The 17551-nt window shown below is 54.2% G+C and carries 21 protein-coding genes and 1 tRNA gene; 13 read left to right on the top strand and 9 right to left on the bottom strand.

The features are described from left to right. Positions 1-37: 37 nt before the first annotated feature. Together RHJ31_RS03335 and recF are read left to right on the top strand one after the other, a co-directional pair. A complete protein-coding gene (locus RHJ31_RS03335) occupies positions 38-526 on the top strand; it encodes a DUF427 domain-containing protein (RefSeq protein WP_302677361.1) in 489 nt (162 codons plus the stop codon). 10 nt (positions 527-536) lie between these two features. Further along, a complete protein-coding gene (gene recF / locus RHJ31_RS03330; RefSeq protein WP_302677360.1) occupies positions 537-1676 on the top strand; it encodes a DNA replication/repair protein RecF in 1140 nt (379 codons plus the stop codon). Here recF and RHJ31_RS03325 read toward each other — a convergent pair. Both RHJ31_RS03325 and RHJ31_RS03320 read right to left on the bottom strand, forming a co-directional pair. Beyond that, positions 1615-2001, bottom strand: a complete 387-nt coding sequence (locus RHJ31_RS03325) for a hypothetical protein (RefSeq protein WP_302677359.1) — start codon at positions 1999-2001, stop codon at positions 1615-1617. The genes recF and RHJ31_RS03325 overlap by 62 nt on opposite strands. Positions 2002-2008: 7 nt before the next feature. Beyond that, on the bottom strand, positions 2009-2314 hold the full coding sequence (locus RHJ31_RS03320; protein WP_149821405.1) for a cell division protein SepF: 306 nt from the start codon (positions 2312-2314) through the stop codon (positions 2009-2011). A gap of 237 nt (positions 2315-2551) precedes the next feature. Here RHJ31_RS03320 and RHJ31_RS03315 point away from each other — a divergent pair, with 237 nt between their 5' ends. The 5 genes from RHJ31_RS03315 (at position 2552) to RHJ31_RS03295 (ending at position 5763) form a co-directional block, all read left to right on the top strand. Then, the gene (locus RHJ31_RS03315) at positions 2552-3328 is read left to right on the top strand and encodes an energy-coupling factor ABC transporter permease (RefSeq protein WP_225901591.1); all 777 of its coding nucleotides are present in this window, start codon (positions 2552-2554) and stop codon (positions 3326-3328) included. Beyond that, positions 3321-3626, top strand: a complete 306-nt coding sequence (locus RHJ31_RS03310) for an energy-coupling factor ABC transporter substrate-binding protein (RefSeq protein ID WP_206200444.1) — start codon at positions 3321-3323, stop codon at positions 3624-3626. The genes RHJ31_RS03315 and RHJ31_RS03310 overlap by 8 nt, the downstream gene beginning before the upstream one ends. 7 nt (positions 3627-3633) lie before the next feature. After that, the gene (gene cbiQ, locus RHJ31_RS03305; protein WP_302677358.1) at positions 3634-4422 is read left to right on the top strand and encodes a cobalt ECF transporter T component CbiQ; all 789 of its coding nucleotides are present in this window, start codon (positions 3634-3636) and stop codon (positions 4420-4422) included. Then, positions 4409-5284 carry an energy-coupling factor ABC transporter ATP-binding protein gene (locus RHJ31_RS03300; protein ID WP_302677357.1) on the top strand — a complete coding sequence of 292 codons (876 nt, stop codon included), beginning with the start codon at positions 4409-4411 and terminating at the stop codon, positions 5282-5284. The genes cbiQ and RHJ31_RS03300 overlap by 14 nt, the downstream gene beginning before the upstream one ends. A 116-nt stretch (positions 5285-5400) precedes the next feature. Then, positions 5401-5763 (top strand): response regulator transcription factor, encoded by a 363-nt coding sequence (locus RHJ31_RS03295; RefSeq protein WP_206200447.1) that lies wholly within the window; start codon positions 5401-5403, stop codon positions 5761-5763. A 2-nt stretch (positions 5764-5765) separates the two neighbouring features. Here the strand turns inward: RHJ31_RS03295 and RHJ31_RS03290 are convergent, their stop codons facing one another. Further along, the gene (locus RHJ31_RS03290; protein WP_302677356.1) at positions 5766-7028 is read right to left on the bottom strand and encodes a phospholipid carrier-dependent glycosyltransferase; all 1263 of its coding nucleotides are present in this window, start codon (positions 7026-7028) and stop codon (positions 5766-5768) included. A 1-nt stretch (position 7029) separates the two neighbouring features. Beyond that, the gene (locus tag RHJ31_RS03285) at positions 7030-8157 is read right to left on the bottom strand and encodes an HhoA/HhoB/HtrA family serine endopeptidase (protein WP_149821393.1); all 1128 of its coding nucleotides are present in this window, start codon (positions 8155-8157) and stop codon (positions 7030-7032) included. A 155-nt stretch (positions 8158-8312) separates the two neighbouring features. Here RHJ31_RS03285 and RHJ31_RS03280 point away from each other — a divergent pair, with 155 nt between their 5' ends. After that, a complete protein-coding gene (locus RHJ31_RS03280; RefSeq protein WP_315862978.1) occupies positions 8313-9173 on the top strand; it encodes a prephenate/arogenate dehydrogenase in 861 nt (286 codons plus the stop codon). Here RHJ31_RS03280 and RHJ31_RS03275 read toward each other — a convergent pair. From RHJ31_RS03275 to RHJ31_RS03260, 4 genes are all read right to left on the bottom strand, one after another. Further along, the gene (locus RHJ31_RS03275; RefSeq protein ID WP_302677354.1) at positions 9150-9641 is read right to left on the bottom strand and encodes a phosphate-starvation-inducible PsiE family protein; all 492 of its coding nucleotides are present in this window, start codon (positions 9639-9641) and stop codon (positions 9150-9152) included. The two genes, RHJ31_RS03280 and RHJ31_RS03275, sit on opposite strands and share 24 nt — an antisense overlap. Before the next feature lie 2 nt (positions 9642-9643). After that, the gene (locus RHJ31_RS03270; RefSeq protein ID WP_302677353.1) at positions 9644-10399 is read right to left on the bottom strand and encodes an MBL fold metallo-hydrolase; all 756 of its coding nucleotides are present in this window, start codon (positions 10397-10399) and stop codon (positions 9644-9646) included. 10 nt (positions 10400-10409) lie between these two features. Then, positions 10410-11906, bottom strand: coding sequence for a serine/threonine-protein kinase (locus RHJ31_RS03265; protein WP_206200453.1), 1497 nt, complete (start codon positions 11904-11906; stop codon positions 10410-10412). 99 nt (positions 11907-12005) lie between these two features. Beyond that, a tRNA-Thr gene (locus RHJ31_RS03260) sits at positions 12006-12078 on the bottom strand. A gap of 258 nt (positions 12079-12336) precedes the next feature. Between RHJ31_RS03260 and RHJ31_RS03255 the strand changes: the two genes are divergently transcribed. The 5 genes from RHJ31_RS03255 to RHJ31_RS03235 all read left to right on the top strand — a co-directional run bounded on the left by RHJ31_RS03255 (position 12337) and on the right by RHJ31_RS03235 (position 17129). Then, positions 12337-13581 (top strand): protein kinase domain-containing protein, encoded by a 1245-nt coding sequence (locus tag RHJ31_RS03255; RefSeq protein WP_302677352.1) that lies wholly within the window; start codon positions 12337-12339, stop codon positions 13579-13581. A 32-nt stretch (positions 13582-13613) separates the two neighbouring features. Then, complete coding sequence (locus tag RHJ31_RS03250; protein ID WP_206200455.1) at positions 13614-14285, top strand: DUF1614 domain-containing protein; 672 nt, start codon at positions 13614-13616, stop codon at positions 14283-14285. Between the two features lie 69 nt (positions 14286-14354). Next, positions 14355-14807 carry a photosynthetic/respiratory NAD(P)H-quinone oxidoreductase subunit N gene (gene ndhN, locus RHJ31_RS03245; protein WP_149821379.1) on the top strand — a complete coding sequence of 151 codons (453 nt, stop codon included), beginning with the start codon at positions 14355-14357 and terminating at the stop codon, positions 14805-14807. Positions 14808-14937: 130 nt separating this feature from the next. Next, a complete protein-coding gene (locus RHJ31_RS03240; protein WP_206200456.1) occupies positions 14938-15198 on the top strand; it encodes a TM2 domain-containing protein in 261 nt (86 codons plus the stop codon). Positions 15199-15323: 125 nt separating this feature from the next. Further along, the gene (locus RHJ31_RS03235) at positions 15324-17129 is read left to right on the top strand and encodes a DNA polymerase III subunit gamma/tau (protein WP_302677351.1); all 1806 of its coding nucleotides are present in this window, start codon (positions 15324-15326) and stop codon (positions 17127-17129) included. A 13-nt stretch (positions 17130-17142) separates the two neighbouring features. Here RHJ31_RS03235 and RHJ31_RS03230 read toward each other — a convergent pair whose 3' ends face one another. Further along, positions 17143-17508: a DUF309 domain-containing protein gene (locus RHJ31_RS03230; RefSeq protein WP_302677350.1), complete on the bottom strand. Its 366-nt coding sequence runs from the start codon at positions 17506-17508 to the stop codon at positions 17143-17145. Positions 17509-17551: the final 43 nt, after the last annotated feature.

The following is a 17551-nucleotide window of genomic DNA, read 5'->3' as shown; positions in this document are numbered from 1 at the left end:
TTACCGTCAAGGAAGAGTGTTGAGGAACTGAAACCCGATGCAACGGATTCCCCCTGCCTCCGGCCAAGAATCGGTTTGGGACTATCCCCGTCCGCCCCGTGTTGAACCCACCTCAAAACACCTGCGGGTGGTCTTTAATGGTGTGGTGATTGCCGACACCCAGCGGGGACAGCGGGTACTAGAAACCAGTCATCCCCCAGTGTATTACTTTCCGCCAGAGGATGTACAGGCGCAGTATCTGGTGCCCTCAGTACGGCAAACCTTTTGCGAGTGGAAAGGACAAGGCGCCTACTACCATGTCAAGGTGGGCGATCGCCAAGCGGATAATGCAGCCTGGTACTATCCCAAACCTACCCCTGCTTTTGCGCCAATCTGCAACTACATTGCCTTCTATGCTGCTTTGATGGATGAATGCACCGTGGATGGTGTGGTGGTGATTCCGCAACCGGGGGGCTTCTATGGCGGCTGGATTACTCCGGACATTGTCGGCCCGTTTAAGGGGGCACCGGGGACTTGGGGCTGGTAAGGGCTGCTAAGTGTTTCTCAAATCACTCCATCTGCGCCACTTTCGCAACTACAGCGAGCAATCGGTGACGTTTGCTGCGCCAAAAACCATCGTCGTTGGGGACAATGCCCAAGGCAAGTCCAATTTGCTAGAGGCTGTGGAGTGGCTGGCCACACTGCAATCCCATCGCACCCATCGCGATCGCGACCTTATTCAGCAGGGACAAGAGAGTGCCCAAATTGAAGCCACCCTAGAGCGCCAAGGCGTCCCCCTTGATCTGGCGGTGAGTTTGCGCCCCCTCGCAGGCCGTGTCCTACGGGTGAATGGCTGTACCGTTAAGCGCACGGCGGAATTTCTGGGGCAACTCAATGCGGTGGAATTTTCCTGCTTGGATTTGGAACTGGTGCGGGGCACACCGGCCATTCGCCGCAACTGGTTGGATCGGATTTTGGTGCAATTGGAACCCCTCTATAGCCAACTGCTGCAAACCTACCAAAAAGCCCTGCGCCAACGAAATGCTCTCCTCAAACAGGCCGGCAGCCAAGGATGGGATGAAACCCTCTGGCAGGCATGGAATCAGCAATTGGTGATCAATGGCACTCGCATTATCCGCCGCCGACAGCGCCTCATTGAACGCTTGGCTCCCTTGGCACAGGATTGGCATCGCGTGTTGAGTGGCGATCGCGAGACACTCACCTTGACTTATGAGAGCCATGTGCCCCTTGGGGATGGCACTTCTGAAGTGATTGTGGCTGCCTTTAATGAGGCCTTGGCCGCTCGCCGCACTATTGAACTGCTGCAAAAAACCAGTCTGGTGGGACCGCACCGTGATGATGTGGGCTTGTGCCTCAATGAGCAAAGTGCCCGTCAATTTGCTTCCCAAGGGCAGCAGCGCACGCTGGTATTGGCGCTGAAACTGGCGGAACTGGCTCTTGTGGAAAGTGTGGTGGGCGACACTCCCCTTTTGTTGTTGGATGATGTCCTCGCCGAATTGGATTTGCAGCGGCAGGGAATTTTATTAGAGGTGATGGGCGATCGCTACCAAACGCTGATTACCACCACCCACCTTGCCCCCTTTGCCACCCCTTGGCGGCAACAAGCACAAATTCTTAAGGTGACGGCGGGGACGATCGCAAGCGTGCCTGACACTGCTGCTGAAACCAGTGACTAATCTGGGGAATGGTTAGCTCGGCAATGGGCACCCCCTCCCTTGCAGCAATTTGCCGCAGTTGCTTGAGGGCACTGATTAAAATTTGGCCATACCATGTCATAAACCCCCCTTGGCGCTGCTCCTCTACTTGCAACTGGGGATCGGCAGCAACAAGTTCATAGACTTGGGCTTCCGTCAGGTCTTCGAGGGGGTTTCCCTCAGTCTTAGCTCGCAAATAGCGCTGGGCATACACCGCTACTCGAATGGCAAAGCGATCTGCGGCCGGTAAGAGCAGTTGATCAATCTCTTGACACTCACTGACGGTGAGCAGATCTGCAGGATTCATGAACGGCTTAGGCCAGTCCAGCGGGTGTCGGTGCCGCTGTGGATTCTTGGATATTAATCACGTTGGGCGTAAAGAGAAAGACCCCATCCCCAAGGCGCGATTGATGGCCATTGATGGCATAGGTACTACCAGCGGCAAAATCAGAAATGCGCTGTGCCTCGGTGACATCGAGGTGCTCTAGGTTGAGAATCACTGCCTTGTCAGCCCGCAGCGCTTGAACGATCAGGGTCGTATCACTGAGGGACTGCGGCTTGATCACCACTACTTCATAGCCACTACTCAAGGAATGACCAAAGGCAGTCAGTTCACTCATGACAACTCCCCCCTGGGAACATAGCAACAGTACCTACGATTCAATAATGACATTAGACTTCATCCTGTTATACCGACTACATCAAAATTTATGCAAATTCCAGCCTTACAGTCTTGGCACTGCGTGAATTTTTGAGCAGGCATAGCTCTTTCTAATATCGGTTGCAGCCCCCACTGGGCATAGGCAAGTTACTGGTTGCGCACTAGAATAGGCGCACTTAGGTTTAGGACTATCTCAATGATCAAACGTAGCCAAGCGAAGCGATATGGCTCCCTTGGGGCGATCGCCCTTCTGAGCGCGTATCTCGTGGTCGCGAGTCCTCACCCCGCTTTGGCGATGCACATTAGCGAGGGGTTTTTGCCCCTTGGCTGGGCAGTGGGCTGGTGGCTGGTTTTTTTACCCTTTTTGGCATGGGGACTATGGGCACTGCGACAACAGATTCAACAGCAACCAGAGTCAACCCTGCTGATTGCCTTAGCCGGTGCCTATGCCTTTGTCCTCTCTTCGTTGAAGATTCCTTCCGTTACGGGTAGCTCTTCCCATCCGATGGGGATTGCCTTGGGAGCCGTTCTCTTTCGGCCACCGCTGATGGCCGTGCTGGGGACATTGGTGCTGCTCTTTCAAGCCCTGCTCCTTGCCCATGGCGGCCTGACCACCCTAGGCGCTAATGGCTTTTCGATGGCGGTGGTGGGACCTTGGTTGGCTGGGTTGACCTATTGGGGGATGTCCCGTGCCACGGCTAAGCCAGCGATCGCGATTTTTAGTGCTGCTCTGATCAGTAACTTGGCCACCTACTCGGTGACTTCTTTACAATTGGCATTGGCCTTTCCCGATAGTATGGGTGGGGTGGCGACGGCTTTTGCCAAGTTTGCGGCGCTCTTTGCTGTGACGCAGATTCCCTTGGCGATCAGTGAAGGGTTACTCACGGTGTTGGTGTGGAACTGGTTGACCACGTACTGCACAGCCGAATTGCAAACCTTAAAACTCTTGCCTGGAGGGGAATCCAATGAATAAAAAAACAGTGGCATTCCTATTGGGCGGCGCAATTCTCTTAAGTACACTTCCCCTACTGCTGGTTAAGGGTGACTTTGAAGGTGCCGATGCCCAAGCCGAAGCGTTAATCAGCGAGGTGGCGCCAGACTTTGAACCTTGGGCAGAGCCATTGTTTGAACCGCCCAGTGGTGAGATTGAATCCCTGCTGTTTGCTGTGCAAGCAGCTCTAGGGGCGGGGGTCATGGGGTTTATCTTGGGTCAGTACCGCGAACGCCATCGCCAAAGGGCAACCGCCGCCTCAAAATCGCAACAGTCCTGAGCAGTCAATGCACCATCACCTCGATACCTATGCCTACACCAATGGTCTGCGGCATCTGCACCCTGAACAAAAGTTGATTTTTGCGATCGCCAGCCTGTTATTGACGTTTTTTGCTCGCCCCCTTGTCCAGAGTTTGCTTTGGCTGTGGCTGAGCCTTTGGATTCTCGGCTATGCCCGCATTCCGTGGCGGGTTTATTTCACCCTCTTAGCCACAGTTGCTGCGTTTTGGCTGGTGAGTTTGCCAGGGTTAGTGGTACAAATCATCCCGACGGAGACTTTACGGGCTTCGGGGCAAGTGGTTCTCAGTGACATCTCCCTAATGGGCTGGTCGTTCTTTATCAGTGCCGAGAAATTGCACCAAGGCTTAACCCTAGGACTGCGGACAATGGTTGCCAGCACCTGTTTACTATTGATTTTATTGACGACCCCCTTTCCAGCCCTGTTGAGTGTGGCCGAGCGCTGGCGGGTTCCCCATTTCATCCTCGATATTCTGATGTTGATGTACCGCTATATCTTCACCCTCTTAGAAACCGCTTTCACGCTGCAATTGGCGCAGCGGGCACGGGGCGGCTATCAACGGCGATCGCGCTGGCTCGTTAGTGTGAGCCTGTTGGCGGCTCAACTCCTGCGGCAGTCTCTGTACCGCTATGAACAGGTGAACCTTGCCCTGCTCAGTCGGGGCTTTCAGGGGCAGTTTCGGGTATTGCGTCCCCAGTCCTATGCCTATTCGCAACGGTATGGCCTTGAAATCGTCATTGGTGGCGGTGCCCTCATTCTGCTGAATGCAATCACCTGAGATGTCTGTGCCGCTACTGGAATTTCATCAGGTTGGCTTTCGCTATCCCAATACCACTACCCCCGTGCTGCAAGACTGCTCCTTTACGCTAGAGGCGGGACAGAAAGTTGCCCTTTTGGGGCTGAATGGCTCAGGCAAATCAACGCTCTTTTATCTGGCAGCGGCCCTCTATCGGCGCGATCGCGGTGAAATTTACTGGCAAGGGCAACGGCTCGTCCATCAACCAGAGCGACTGCGGCAGTGGCGGCAACGCATTGGCTTGGCCTTTCAAGACCCCGAACAGCAACTGGTGGCAGGCACCGTGGCGGAGGACATCTCCTATGGGCTGTGTAACTTAGACCTACCCACCGCCGAAATCGAAGCGCGTTTGTACCAAACCCTAGAGAACTTTGATTTAGTGGAGCTTGCCGATCGCCCCCTGCATCATTTGAGTTTGGGGCAAAAACGGCGGGTGGCACTGGCTGGGGTAATGGCCTTAGCACCGACGCTATTACTGCTTGATGAACCCACCACCTATCTCGACTATCAGCAGCGGCAGCAACTGGAGCAGGCCCTAGAGAACATTCACCAGCAGGGAACCACGATTATGATTGCCACCCATGATCTTGATTTTGCCTATGGCTGGGCAGACTGGATTATGGTGCTGGTCAATGGTCAGGTCACCGTGAGCGATCGCGCTTCCCATGTCTTTGGGCAGTGGCCGACCCTTGCCCCTGAATTGGGAACGCCTACCCTACTGCACCTGTGGCAACAATTTCCGCCCTTTTGGCGTCGCCAGCGACCCTTGCCCCGCACCCCCCTAGCCTTGAGTCAAGAATTGGCTGCTCTCTTTCAGGAATTCCAAAGGAGCGATCGCCCCTAAAGACCAAGGTGCCGATGTTCAGGACTCCGGTGAAAATGATAAGCTAGGCGATGGGTAGAATATCCAACTGTTCACTAATTACCAGCGTATTATTTGCGGCATCAGGCAGAACCTTTATGGCCACAATTATGGTTGTTGATGACAGCCCCACCCTGCGGGCAATGATTGTTCAGCTGATGAAAGAGCAGAACTATGACGTTGTTGAGGCTGAGGATGGTATCGAAGCCCAAGAAAAGATCAAGGCTCAATGTCCTGATTTGGTGATTCTGGATGTGGTGATGCCGCGCATGAATGGTTACGAACTGTGCCGCTGGATTAAGGGTGAAGCGGCTTGCCAAAGTGTGCCCGTGATCATGTGCACCACCAAAAGCGAAGAGTTTGATATTCACTGGGGTAAAAAGCAGGGGGTGGATGCCTACATCACCAAACCCTTTGATCCTGCAGAACTCATTGCCACTGTTAAACAACTCCTAGGATAGTCCTAAATCCAAGACGGCAACCACATCCGCCTCAAAAAGTCTTGGGGCGTCAGGGGTAGTCCTAAATACAGGGGGAGCCAGTAGAGGAAGCCCCCAACAACCACCCCTAGGACGGCAATGCCTGCCCAGCGTGCCCAAGCTCCCCAATCGTGGCTGGCTTCCCAGAGCAAGGCCAAGGCCATAAAGCTATAGAGGGCAGCGGGGAGGTAGTGATAGATAAAGACACAGCGGCTCACCAGTGCCCAGGGCAAGAGATTGGCAGCATAGTTTAAGAGCACAAAACGGCCTGCGGTTGTCGTCAATCTAAGGGGGATAAGAGCCAACGTGGCCAAGGTCCCCAGCCACAGGAGGGGGGGATTGAAGAGGGCATAGACGGCATAAACCCATTGGGTATCTGCCGGTGGTAGGGGCGGGCCAATGACGGGCACGGGTTCACTGAGGGTTTGCACCCGCTGAAAAAAGTAGCTCATGGGGCGCAGCAGGAGCGGCCAAGACCACCACGGCGAACAGTAGGGATGGGCAGTACTGGCCACACTGCGGTGAAAGTTAAACATTTGGCGATGGAGGTCAAGTAGGCTCTGGTGGGGATGAAACTGGAGATGGGGTAGCCAGAGCAGGGTATAAACCACAAAGGCGACAACGGGGAGTAGCAGGCACATCTGCCACCACTGGTAAGTGGTCTTCCATTCAGCAGGCAGCGGTAACCTCTGCTGGAGAAGCCAGAAAAGTCCTACCCCCAACAGGAATCCCAAGCCACTCCACTTCACTGCCCCACAGGCGCCAAAGGCAATGCCTGCGGCCATCAGCCAGAGCGATCGCGCACTTCCTTGGTAGCGCAACCCCCACAGCCAGAGAATCTGTGCCACCACACCCAAAAGCACAAGGGAGATATTGATGAGAGCATAGCGAGACTCCACCAAAAAGAGGCCATCGAGGGCAACAAAGAGTCCCGATAGCAGTGCCACTCGCGATCGCCGCGTCAGGAGATAGGCCAACACCGCCACTGCTATGGGAATCAGTGATCCCATCAGGGCATTCAACCAGCGATAGCCCCAAGGGTGAAAGCCGCCCCCCAGCCAGATGCTCAGGGCAATCAGGTATTTTCCCAAAGGCGGATGGGCATCAAAGAAAGGAACAGCGGCGAGATAGTTGCGGCCAAAGCGGGCAAAATAGACCTCATCAAATACCAGTGTGGGAAAGCGAGTCAGCCCCCAAAAGCGGGTGGCAAGGGCAAAGAGCCACAGCAGCAGTAGCCCCAAGGGCATCCTAAGCCGCTCCCTGCAACTCCGCTGTCCGCACCGCAATCCGTTGGCTGCGATCGCCCCGTTGAACGGTCAGGTTGAGAACTTGCCCCACAGCGGCACTATCAACAATCCCCTGCAACTGATCGGCACTGGTAATCGGTTCCCCATCCACGGCTGTAATCACATCCCCCCAGCGCAGACCAGCTTTTGCGGCCGGTGTATTGGGCAACACTTGCAAGACAAGAACGCCATTGACCTCTGGCAGAATCACTGGTGAGTTGGGATTAGCATTGTTTTCCTTGGCCATTGCTGGCGTGAAGGTGGTCATTTGAATGCCAATGTAGGCGTGTTGAATTTTTTCACCGCGAATCAGGCGCTCTTGCAGGGCTTTGGCCTTATTAATTGGAATCGCGAAGCCAATCCCCATGGCATCGGCACGAATGGCAGTGTTAATGCCAATCACTTCCCCCTCTTCATTGAGCAAAGGCCCCCCAGAATTGCCGGGGTTGATGGCCGCGTCCGTTTGAATAAAATCAAGGCGCTTATCGGGGATACCCACTTGGGCGCTGGAACGGTGGAGTGTACTGACAATGCCCAATGTGACGGTGTTATCAAGGCCAAGGGGATTCCCGACGGCGATCGCCCAATCCCCCACTTTCACGTCACTGGAATCGCCGAGGGGCGCAGTGGGTAGGGGTTCGGTGACCCCTTTGAGTTTGACAATCGCTAGATCAGATACCTCATCCACGCCGCGCACTTCTCCCTCAAAGACCCGGCCATCCTTGAGGCGCACCGTCACCGTATCTGCTTGACTCACCACATGGGCGTTGGTCATGACAATGCCACTGGGATCAATGATGAACCCCGACCCCTGACCCCGCAGCCGATCCTCTTGGGGGGGCAAGGCTAAACCGGGGAAAAATTGGCGAAAGAAGGGATCACTCAAGAGGGGATCCGCTGGGCGCACAATCGTGCGTTCGGTATCAATGCGAACAACCGCATCGCCAACCCGCTCCACTGCGGCTGCCACAAAACTATGGTGAGCTGCTGCTGCCCACACCGGTGTACCGCTACTGAGGCACCAAACAAGAGCAAGGCCAAGGCAGCATTTGAGGGTCTGCTGAAGCAAATGGGCAAGGCGTTTCATCATTGGTGGCCTAAAGCGCAACAGAGTCATTTCTGATTGTATCGAAGCCCCCCCTCTGGCTGTGAATCCAAAGCACAAATCTGCATAGGAGGGGAATGTCCCTCAGAACAAGAATCAATGTCACAATCGTAAAGGTATTCAAGTTTAGGGGCACTATGCTGCGGATTGGCATCGTCGGGCTGGGACTCATTGGTGGTTCACTGGGCATTGATCTGCGGGCAAAGGGGCACTATGTGGTTGGGCTGAGTCGGCGTCCTGAAACCTGTGAGCGGGCGATCGCCAAGGGTGCCATTGACTGGGGCAGTACGGAGCCAGAAATTTTGCGTGCCCTTGATCTGGTGTTTCTCTGTCCCCCCATTGGCAGCATTCTCAGTGTCGCCTTGGATATTACCCCCTACCTCAGTCCAGAAACAGTGCTGACAGACGTGGGATCCGTCAAGGGAGAAATTGTCCCCGCCCTCGAAAAACTCTGGCCTCGCTATGTCGGTGGGCACCCGATGGCCGGTACCGCAGAATCCGGCATTGAAGCGGCGCAAGCCCATCTCTTTGACAATGCCCCCTATGTTCTCACCCCAACCCTCTACACTGACAGTGCGGCCATTGACTGTGTGACTGGTGTGGTCAATGATCTCGGCGCCAAGCTACTCTATGCCACCCCCTCGGATCACGATCGCGCTGTTGCTTGGATTTCCCACCTTCCCGTCCTCGTGAGTGCAGCACTGATTCTTGCGAATGCCCAAGAAGCCAATGAGCCGATTCGGAAGCTTGCCCAGCAGTTGGCTAGCTCCGGCTTTCGCGATACCAGCCGTGTTGGCGGCGGCAATCCAGAGTTGGGACGGATGATGGCGGAATATAACCGCGCGGCGTTGCGCCACTGCCTGATCCACTACCGTGCCACCCTTGATGATCTGATTCGCCAAGTGGAGCAGGAGGACTGGGAGCGGCTGCAAACAACCCTAGAACAGGCGCAAGCCTACCGCGAGCAGGTCTATCCCTCAGGGACGCCGCCGGTAGTTTAAACGACGCACAATCCAGTAACTGGCAGACAAGGCCAAGATGGCGATCGCCAGCCCCAAGAGCTTTGCCACCGTTTCCGGTTGGCCAATATCCAGAATGATAATTTTGCGGGCAATGGCAATTAGAGACGTGACAATTACTAGCTCAACGATTTGCGACGAGACGTGGGTTTTCAGGTAGGCGGTGATATTTTCAAGAATCTCCAGAGCCACAAGCACATTGAGAAAGAGGCCAAAGATTTTCACCAGTTCAAGGCTAAACTGTCCCAAGGGGGGTGAGAATAGCTCCACGGTCAAAATCCGCCCCAAATCAATAATGGCGACGATGACCACCAGCAGCATCCCGATCGCCAGCACCCGGGTCGCGATCCCCTCAATCTGACTGAGCAACTGCAAAAACCGCTGATTGTCCTGAAGTAGAAGAATTACCTCTTGCCAAAAGAGAATCAAAGGCCGTAGCCAGCATCGCATCCCTAGACCTCAGCCAGAAGAACAAGGGGAGTGTAGGCTACTGGTTCCACCAAACGAGTGTTGAGGCCTAGCCGCTGAAACGACACTTGCAGTTCCTCAAGGGTGCCTTTGACCGAGAGCAGTCGCGGTAGCCATCCCTGAAGACGGAGGGTACCATTGCCAGCGGTGGTGATCATCACCTTGGGCTGAAGCCATTGCCCCAATTCCAATGCCGTTTTGCCCCCCTTGAGAATCGCACCCACCACGGGTAAACAGACATCCAACAGCGGCGTAATCACCACATCCACCTTGCCGTAGGTGCGCAGCCACAAATCATGACAGCCGTGGGGTTCATAGTAGAGACTTTGAGTGCCCCAGCGCACAATGTAACCATTTTCCTGTTGACGAGGGCCGATACTGGCGCCCTTGGTGGCTTGGATTGTGAGATCGCGGTACGTGTAGGTTTGGTGGGGGCTAAGGGCAATCACTGTTTCAAAGCCAAGACCTTGAGCAACTTTGGCGGCACTGGGGGAGGCAATGACCGGTAGGGCGCGATCGCAGGTGCGCAGGGTAGGTTCATGGCAGTGATCTGGTAGCCCTTGGGAAAGCAAAATGACATCCCCATCGCTTGGCATGGGGCAGGGGCGCGATCGCTCCGCCTGAAACAGCCAAGGCGTGTTGCCAAAAGTCAGTGCCCCCACAAACCACGGATCAACCAAAATCCGCGTATGACCTAACTTCCACAACCAAGTATTGCTCTCCAACCACGTTAACTGCATTGCCCCGCTCCTACAGTAACCGCGCCAAGATATTGTAAATTAGCAAAAAAATGTTGCCCATAACCATGCAACCCAACCCCACTAAACCACAAATGAGCAGCGCTGTCACACCCCCTAGGCCTGCTTGCAAGAGGGGGACAAAAAAAAGAACTGCCCCTGAAATGACTGCAATGATCAACTGCTCCCAGTGTTCAATCCAGCGTTTGTACTGCAAAAACACCAAAAAGGCAAATAGAGCACCAATCAACCCCGCACTCACACCAACAGGCAACTGCCAAGCGGTCATCAAACTAAAAATCATCAACCCCAAGGCCGTCATTTCAAAGCCCGTAAAGCCAGCACCAATGAGAATTTTCAATGCCGGTAAGGGAGGCGCAGGCTGGCGGGGCGGTTTTGCTTTCGGACGTGGTGTGCTGGTCGGTGGCATCACCGGTCCAGGTGAAGGAGGGGGTGCCGGTTGTGACACTACGGGTGGCGGGGAAGGGGGTGCTACTGTTACTGGTTGTGGCAGTGGAGGCGGTGGTGGGGCGGGGGTAGAGTAAGCATTTAAGTCCGCTAAGACCTCTGCCGCTGATTGGTAGCGATCGCTAGGCGCCGGTTGTAGCATGCGATCGAGAATGGCTTGCAGTTGTGGACTGACTTGGGCATAGGAATGCCAATGCCAGCGGTTGTTATAAGCGTCGAATAGCTCACTGGGATCTTTGCCGGTCAGCAATATGATACAAGTCACTGCTAAGGCATAGAGATCTGAACTGGGATAGACCCGTTCCCCCCGTGCTTGTTCCGGTGGCGCATAGTATTGGGTATAAATACCCGTAAAGTGTCCTTGTTGTCCCCCCGCTTGGGAAATCTGCTTCACCGCACCAAAATCCAGCAGATAGAGCCGCCCTTGGCCGGGAAACTTTGTCTTGCTGGGGTGCTGGCGCATAATATTTGAGAGCTTAATATCACGGTGGATCGAGCCGTGGTCATGGACGTACTGCAACACGGGTAGGAGTTCCCGCAGCACCTGCCGCACCTCTTCCTCACTAAAGCATCCCTTTTGAGCCAGTTCATCCTCGAGGGTTTCGCCGTCAATATATTCCTGTACCAAGTAGAAATACTGCTCTACCCCTTGTCCATCCACACTGGGGACTTCTTCAGCAAAAAATGCTAGTAAATCAGGAATCTGCGCATGCTGCCCCAGTTGGTCGAGAACTTCACCCTCTCGCTCAAAGAGTTCCTGAGCTTTTTGCCGACTCTGGGGATCGGACACGTTGGGACGAAATTGCTTAATCACACACTCACGCCGACCAGGGGTATCCAAATCCCGTGCTAGATAGGCCGCCCCAAACCCCCCCTGACCCAGAACCCGCTCTGCAACGTATCGTCCCCGTAGAATCAAGGGCATCCCACAGGCCGTACAAAATCGCTCCGCCACGCGACTGTAGCGTTTGTTGGGGTTGTCTAAGTCTGGAACATCGTTTTGGGGACAACGACAGTGGGGACGGGTGCAATAGACAAGCATGGCAAGGGTAGCAAGATCGTTTCCTTGATCATCATAGTGCCGTCATGGCAGGCAAGGCTAAGCCAAAGACCCAATACTTTTTGGGCGAACACTGAGTAAAGCTGATGGTCGGACTCGAACCGACGACCTACTGATTACAAGTCAGTTGCTCTACCAACTGAGCTACACCAGCACTATTCCTTAGTGTACTACGCTTTGGCAGCAGCAGGAACCCTGAGCATCTGCAAGTGAAACTGGAAATCATTATCTTTTACTTATTCACCCTTCATCATTGCGAACTACAACGAGCATCCGCAAAGCCGAGGAAAATAAGCTAAATTCTGATTACAGCCCTGTTCTACAAGATGGGATACATCACTGGCTTTCACTGTTGTGAACGTGTTCCATCCACGGGAAAGGGGTTGTAGTTTGCTGTGGCAGTTCCACACCCGTGATTATTCTGCACCTGTTAGACCCTTGGAAACGTACCCCGATCAAAACATGGCGTTTCCCGATTAAAACGACCATCCGTATTGGTCGTGCCGCAGATAATGATGTGATTCTCAATGATATTCTCATTAGTCGCTATCACGCTGAACTGTGTTGCTATCGGGATCCAGAAAATCTCGGGCGTTGGTATCTCAAAAGTTTGGGGGCGATCGGGACGTTTGTTGATGGTCGCCTTGTTGATGAGAGCAAACTTGCCAGTGGCAGTCTCGTTCAGCTAGGCCCCACAGGCCCAATTCTTGAATTCCATGAGCAAACCTTTCGCCGCAGTGCGCCCACCCTCAGTGAGTGTACCCATGCCGGTAATATGCCGGGGAATCTGTTTTGCATTCACTGTGGTCAACCCCTCAATGTGCAGCGCACCGTACGCAACTATCACATCCTGCGCCTTTTAGGGCATGGCGGCATTGGCACAACCTACTTGGCCTGTGAAGCGCAACCCTCCGGGGGATGGACTGGCAAGGTACCGGAGGTGTGGGTTCTCAAAGAACTGCGGTCTGATATGGAGGACAATGAAAAGGCACAGGAACTCTTTGAACGGGAAGCTCGCATCTTACAGCTCCTTGACCATGCAGGGATTCCCCGCTTTTATGACTTTTTTGTGGAAGATGGTAAAAGCTATTTGGTGATGGAACTCATTCATGGCATTGACCTAGAGCGCTGGGTACTGCGCAATGGCACGGTGCCGATTCCTCAGGCGGTGCAGTGGATGATTCAAACCTGCGGTGTCTTGGACTATCTGCACAATCAGGATCCACCCGTGATTCACCGGGATCTCAAACCCAGTAACCTACTGGTGCGATCGCGCGATAACCAAATTGTTTTGATTGACTTTGGGGCGGTCAAAGAACTGGGGCATTCCCCCGGTGGCACCCGCATTGCCGTGGAGGGCTACAGTGCTCCGGAACAGATGATGGGTCAACCCACCATCCAGTCGGATCTATTTGCAGTGGGCGCAACCCTAGCTTTTTTGCTGTTGGGGGATAGTCCGATTCGTTTCTATCACCACCGTGATGGCTTTCATCGCCTTGATGTTTCGGATCGCCCCGAGATTCCCGACCCCTTGAAACAGGTGTTGCACCGCGCTACGGCTCCTCTGTTGCCCGATCGCTATCCTTCCGCGATTGCTTTGGCCAAAGCGCTGAGGGAGGCTCTGGCGGCAGTGTCCCAGGCGTCCTCCCACGTTTGAGTCCCAAGTTTTTAAGGTCATTTTGCGTTTCTATGATTTATCTGCCTGTTACTGCTCTACTTTTTGTGCTGCTGTTACTGTCGCTGCCTTTCCTTTGGCTAGCGATCGCCCTCGATGCTGTACAAGTGGCCGTTGCCAAGTTGGGCTTTTCACCTACTGCTGCTTCGGTCTTACTGCTGCTTGTGATTCTCGGCAGCACGATTAATATCCCCCTCTATGAGCGGGTTTCTACGGTGGCCATTGTTCCCGACTTTGAAGAACTCTGGCTCAGTCGGTTTTGGGGCATTCCCCTGCGCAAAATTGAGCAAAAGACGATTGTGGCACTGAATGTGGGGGGCGGCTTGATCCCGACGGTGCTAGCCCTCTATCAATTTACCCGCGTCAGTCCCTTGGCGATTCTCTTGGTGACGGCAATTGTGGCCGCTGTCAGTTACTACTCTGCTCAGGTGGTACCGGGGATTGGTATTCAAATGAATGCCTTGGTCGCGCCCCTGACAGCAGCAATGACAGCTATTTTGATTTCTGGCGGCGTAGCGGCGGCACCCATTGCCTTTGCCGGAGGTGTGCTGGGAACCCTGATTGGTGCAGATTTACTCCACCTACGGGAAATTGAGCGGATGTCGGCGGGAGTGCTGAGTATTGGTGGTGCGGGTGTTTTTGATGGTATTGCCTTATGTGGGCTATTTGCACTGCTATTAACTTAGGCATACCCGCAGTAGGAATGACCGTGATAAAGTGCTGGATGGAATGCTAAAACCTGTGAGAAAGGATCTATGGGTCTGCTGGCTGGCTATCAATTTGTCAAGGATTTAGAATCCGCTGGGGCATTGGCACTCTTTGTTCCCCCGGAGGGTGGTTTTGAGGGTCGTTATCAACGGCGACTGCGTTCCAAGGGCTATACCACCTTGCACATGAGCGCACCGGGTTTGGGGGATTTAGCAGCCTACCTGACCCAAGCGCACGGGATTCGTCCGGCTCACACGGGCAAGGAAGACATTCGCGTTTATTTCCAGCCCCCCCTAGTGACCTACCACTTGGAAAACCTGCCCCCCAATGCCAAGGGACTGGTGCTTTGGCTGATTGATGGCAAGCGGCTCTCAAGGCAAGAATTTGCCTACTTGGCACAGTTAACCCAGACCCTACCGAAGTTCAAAGTGGTGGTGGAAGTGGGGGGCGATCGCACTGTGCGCTGGGAACCCCTTGCTGATTGGGTCGCTGCCGCTTAAGACCAGACACGTCTTGCGTCAATCAATAAACTGCCTACTTGCCCCTTGACGGTTCCCCTGAAACCCTGAAGGATATAGGTCAAGAGAGCGCGATCGCGCTGTATCAAAAATAACCATTGGGGAAGGGACAATGACCTCGAATTCCGATATTTCAGGGAAAAAAACTGCAGCCGGCATTTGCGGTATTCTCTTGGGTGCCTTGGGCATTCACAAGTTTGTTCTCGGCTACAACACGGAGGGCTTGATCATGCTACTGGTGAGTCTTTTGACCTGTGGCCTGCTTGCCCCTGTCATAGCCATTATTGGCCTCATTGAGGGCATTATTTACCTGACAAAAAGTGATCAAGAATTTCACAGAACATACATTGCTAACAAAAAAGGCTGGTTTTAGATCCTAGGGCTGGTTCCATCGCAGGCGCATCAGGGGGTCAGCCTATGGCCATCGTTGGCCTGTTAGAATAACATGCGTGGCATTTACCCATCAGCGTCTTCTGGCATATCCATTGCAGCCCAGCAGTGACCTACGAACCCCTGCATCACAAATATCGTCCCCAACGCTTTGCAGATCTAGTGGGTCAAGGGGCGATCGCCACCACGCTTACCCAAGCCCTACTCAAGGAGCGCATTGCCCCTGCCTATCTTTTTTGTGGTCCTCGCGGCACGGGTAAAACCTCTAGTGCCCGTATTTTGGCTAAGTCCCTCAACTGCCTGAGGAGTGCCAAGCCTACCCCCGATCCCTGTGGCCAGTGTGAAGTCTGCCGTCAGGTGGCCAACGGCAACAGCTTAGATGTGATTGAAATTGATGCTGCCAGCCACACGGGGGTGGACAATATCCGCGAACTGATTGAGAAGGCACAATTTGCCCCAGTACAGTGTCGCTACAAAGTTTATGTGATTGACGAATGCCACATGCTCAGTGTGTCGGCCTTCAATGCCCTCCTCAAAACCCTAGAGGAGCCGCCGCCCCATGTGGTCTTTGTCCTTGCCACCACAGATCCGCAGCGAGTCTTGCCAACAATTATTTCCCGCTGTCAGCGGTTTGATTTTCGGCGGATTCCCCTGGGGGAGATGGTTGCCCACCTTCAGCACATTGCCGATAAGGAGCAAATTGACATTGAGCCGCAGGCCTTGACCCTGGTGGCGCAATTGTCCCAAGGGGGACTGCGGGATGCTGAAAGCTTGCTGGATCAGTTGAGCTTATATCCTGAACGGATCACCGTAGAACATGTATGGCAACTGGCCGGGGCAGTACCAGAACAGGATCTGCGGCAATTGCTGGGGGCGATCGCCCGTCGGGATGCGGTGGCGGTTCTTGAGCACACCCGCCAATTACTAGAACGGGGTCGCGATCCGCTGACAATTCTGCAAAATCTGGCCAGTCTCTACCGTGATTTGCTCTTGGCGAAAACCGTCCCTGAACGGCAGGACTTGGTAGCCCTGACAGCAGAAACTTGGCAGGCTTTGATTGCTTTTGCTGAGGGATGGTCCGTTGAGGAGATTCTGCATGCCCAACAACATCTGCGCACCTGTGAAAGCCAAATCAAACAGAGCAATCAACCCCGTCTCTGGCTGGAAATTAGCATTCTGGGGTTGATGACGGAAACGGCACCCCAATCCAGTGTGTCCAATGTAGCGCCTACTGCCACTCCGAAGCTCACGATTGTCTCGCCCCCTCAGCCTGACCCCCCAGCGATCGCGGCACCCCCCAAGGAGTCAGAGTCACCAGTCAAACATATTCAAATTAAAGACACGAAAGACACGGTTGCTCCAGCTCCTGAACCCAAGCCAACCCCTGAACCGCGGGCAGATCATACCGAACCTGTGTGGGAACAGGCACTACAGGTCTTGCAGCAGATGCAAATGAGCACCTATGCTCTGCTCTCGCAGCATGGTCATCTACGACAAATGAGCGATCGCGAGGTGCACATCGGCATTGTTAATCAAACTTTGTTAAATCTGACAAAGAATAACCAAGCCAAAATTGAAGCCGCCTTTGCCCAAGTTCTAGGCCGCCGCATCAAAGTCGCCTTTGAGATTGCCCCCCTACCCCACAAAACCACGCCTGTGCCAAAAGCCAAGGAGCCGCCGCACTCCGCTGTCGTCGTTCCCTTTCAGCCACGGGAAGAGCCACCGCCACCCCCCATAGAACCAACCTCTACTCCACCCCCGCCCCCTCTCACCACTGCCCCGGATCCTGTGCGTGAATCTGCCGAAAAACTGGCACGATTCTTTAACGGGGTGGTTATTCGCTTACCCGATGAGGGAGAAAGTCCAGACACCCCAATTGCTGAAGCCTCTGAGGAGGATGAGCTTGAGTTTTAAGGGCTGTCGGGGTCTAGGCTTGATCGAGGGATTGCGCAACAGCAAGATGCAACTGAATTTTTGGCTCCGAGTCAAGGGGGGTCTGAAGCTGCGCCTGTAACGCCGCCACTGCCGTCAAAAAGGCTGTCAAATCTAGGCCGCAAAAGTTCGGATCACACTGCTCTAGACGACGCCGCCCTTCCCCCAACAGCAAAATCGCCCCCCGCTGGTTGCCCCGACTCAGGTGATAGCAGGCCACGGCAATTTGTAGCAGACCTTGGTAAAACGTGCGCTCAGGTTCACTGGCCTCTAACCAGAGGGCTTCGAGGGTGTCATGGCAGGCATAGAATTCGCCGCTGTTGAATTGAGTGATGGCTAGGGCAAGCTCAGGACGCATCATTGATTGGGAAAGCGCAATGGGCGATAATAGTAAAGAATCATGA

The organism is Thermosynechococcus sp. JY1331, assembly GCF_031583475.1.
In the GTDB taxonomy this organism is placed as follows: Bacteria; Cyanobacteriota; Cyanobacteriia; order Thermosynechococcales; family Thermosynechococcaceae; genus Thermosynechococcus.
This window is presented reverse-complemented; position numbering and strand designations above follow the sequence as displayed.

Excerpts from the sequence above, each read along its gene's own strand:
- RHJ31_RS03250 (WP_206200455.1), top strand. The coding sequence starts at position 13,614 with ATGATTTATCTGCCTGTTACTGCTCTACTTTTTGTGCTGCTGTTACTG.
- RHJ31_RS03265 (WP_206200453.1), bottom strand. The coding sequence starts at position 11,906 with ATGCTTGTCTATTGCACCCGTCCCCACTGTCGTTGTCCCCAAAACGAT.
- RHJ31_RS03315 (WP_225901591.1), top strand. The coding sequence starts at position 2,552 with ATGATCAAACGTAGCCAAGCGAAGCGATATGGCTCCCTTGGGGCGATC.
- RHJ31_RS03285 (WP_149821393.1), bottom strand. The coding sequence starts at position 8,157 with ATGATGAAACGCCTTGCCCATTTGCTTCAGCAGACCCTCAAATGCTGC.
- RHJ31_RS03295 (WP_206200447.1), top strand. The coding sequence starts at position 5,401 with ATGGCCACAATTATGGTTGTTGATGACAGCCCCACCCTGCGGGCAATG.
- RHJ31_RS03335 (WP_302677361.1), top strand. The coding sequence starts at position 38 with ATGCAACGGATTCCCCCTGCCTCCGGCCAAGAATCGGTTTGGGACTAT.
- RHJ31_RS03275 (WP_302677354.1), bottom strand. The coding sequence starts at position 9,641 with ATGCGATGCTGGCTACGGCCTTTGATTCTCTTTTGGCAAGAGGTAATT.
- ndhN (WP_149821379.1), top strand. The coding sequence starts at position 14,355 with ATGGGTCTGCTGGCTGGCTATCAATTTGTCAAGGATTTAGAATCCGCT.
- RHJ31_RS03290 (WP_302677356.1), bottom strand. The coding sequence starts at position 7,028 with ATGCCCTTGGGGCTACTGCTGCTGTGGCTCTTTGCCCTTGCCACCCGC.
- RHJ31_RS03270 (WP_302677353.1), bottom strand. The coding sequence starts at position 10,399 with ATGCAGTTAACGTGGTTGGAGAGCAATACTTGGTTGTGGAAGTTAGGT.
- RHJ31_RS03240 (WP_206200456.1), top strand. The coding sequence starts at position 14,938 with ATGACCTCGAATTCCGATATTTCAGGGAAAAAAACTGCAGCCGGCATT.
- cbiQ (WP_302677358.1), top strand. The coding sequence starts at position 3,634 with ATGCACCATCACCTCGATACCTATGCCTACACCAATGGTCTGCGGCAT.
- RHJ31_RS03325 (WP_302677359.1), bottom strand. The coding sequence starts at position 2,001 with ATGAATCCTGCAGATCTGCTCACCGTCAGTGAGTGTCAAGAGATTGAT.
- RHJ31_RS03320 (WP_149821405.1), bottom strand. The coding sequence starts at position 2,314 with ATGAGTGAACTGACTGCCTTTGGTCATTCCTTGAGTAGTGGCTATGAA.
- RHJ31_RS03230 (WP_302677350.1), bottom strand. The coding sequence starts at position 17,508 with ATGATGCGTCCTGAGCTTGCCCTAGCCATCACTCAATTCAACAGCGGC.
- RHJ31_RS03310 (WP_206200444.1), top strand. The coding sequence starts at position 3,321 with ATGAATAAAAAAACAGTGGCATTCCTATTGGGCGGCGCAATTCTCTTA.
- RHJ31_RS03300 (WP_302677357.1), top strand. The coding sequence starts at position 4,409 with ATGCAATCACCTGAGATGTCTGTGCCGCTACTGGAATTTCATCAGGTT.